This is a genomic window from Halorubrum sp. Atlit-26R (assembly GCF_003666015.1).
Lineage (GTDB): Archaea > Halobacteriota > Halobacteria > Halobacteriales > Haloferacaceae > Halorubrum.
Map to the genome: position 1 here is coordinate 1 of NZ_QPLT01000495.1, position 457 is coordinate 457.

The 457-nt window shown below is 61.1% G+C and carries 1 protein-coding gene; it reads left to right on the plus strand.

The features are described from left to right. Nucleotides 1–457: glucuronate isomerase (locus DVK07_RS21630; RefSeq protein ID WP_199719733.1), on the plus strand; the 457-nt coding region annotated here is incomplete at both ends.

The following is a 457-nucleotide window of genomic DNA, read 5'->3' on the forward strand; positions in this document are numbered from 1 at the left end:
GACGTGGCGGCGCTGGCGCGGGACGAGGGCTGGAACGATATCTGGGAGGTCGAGGGAGCGACCGATCACTACGTCTGGCAGTTGATGCGGAAACGAGGTGTGTCGGAGCGGAAGATTACGGGCGACGCGACCAATCGCGAGAAATGGGACGCACTCGCATCGGTGTTCCCGGAGTTCGCCGGTAATCCCACCTACGAGTGGATCCACCTCGACCTGAAGCGTCGTTTCGGTATTGACAAACAGATCTCGGCAGACACCGCCGACGAAATCTGGGCCGAAACGAAATCTGCTCTGGACAACCCGGCGATGCGTCAGCGACGCCTCCTCAAAGAGATGAACGTCGAGGTCGTCTCCAGCACGGACGATCCGACCTCTGATCTCAAGCATCACCAGACGCTTGCCGAAGAGTTCGACGACGTCACCGTGCGTCCGACGTGGCGACCGGACGCCGCAATGG